Genomic DNA, 804 nt, shown 5'->3' with positions numbered 1-804 from the left:
GCGAACGCTCGAGCAGCGTGATCCACAACGTCGTGCTCAATGACACGGCACCGATGGTTCCGCTCGTTCTCGAGCGCCAGCGCGGTGAAACTCAGTTGTGGGTCAAGGAGGTCAAGGTCGGTAAAGACCGCTACATCGTCAGCCGCAATGACGCCGAGGCCGAGAAGGACAAGGCCGACCGCCAGGCGATCATCGCCGGCCTCGAGGCCCAGCTCAAGAAGGGCGACAAGGCACTGGTCGGCAACTCGGCCTACCGGCGTTACCTCAAGGCCAGCGGCAAGAACTTCAAGATCGATGTCGGCAAGCTTGCCGAGGAAGCCCGCTACGACGGCATCACCGTGGTGCGGACCAACGCGAAGGTGACCCCGCTCCAGGCCGTGCTGCGGTATCGCGATTTGCTCGAGGTCGAGAGCCTGTTCCGCGCCGCCAAGGCAACCTTCAATACCCGGCCGATCTTCCACCAATCCGATGCCGCCATCCGCGGGCATGTGTTCTGCTCGTTCCTGGCGCTCGTGCTCAGCAAGGAACTGCGCCGCCTCTGCCGCGCCAAAGGCCTGACGCCCGAATGGCAGCCGCTCCTACGCGATCTCGACCGCCTCCAGGAAGCCACCATCGAAAAGGATGGTCGCATCCTCACAACCAGAACTCACGTCACGGGCCAAGTGGGCAACGTCTTCAAGGCAGCTGGCATCGCTCTGCCACACAACCTCGACGAACAACTCGCCTGAGATCACCCCCAAAATGTAGTGGTAACACGCGCCGGCGCGCGCCTAACATGCTGACTTAATAACTTATTCTTACAGG

At 61.7% G+C, this 804-nt stretch carries 1 protein-coding gene; it reads left to right on the top strand.

Annotated elements, in window-relative coordinates; all coding sequences use genetic code 11:
• On the top strand, positions 1-728 hold a 728-nt coding region (locus ACWGTI_RS32575), incomplete at its 5' end, for an IS1634 family transposase (protein WP_454590669.1).
• Positions 729-804 lie beyond the last annotated feature (76 nt).

This window comes from Mesorhizobium sp. ArgA1 (assembly GCF_053714375.1).
Note: the sequence above shows the minus strand (reverse complement) of the source record. Positions and strands in the feature narration are given on the sequence as shown.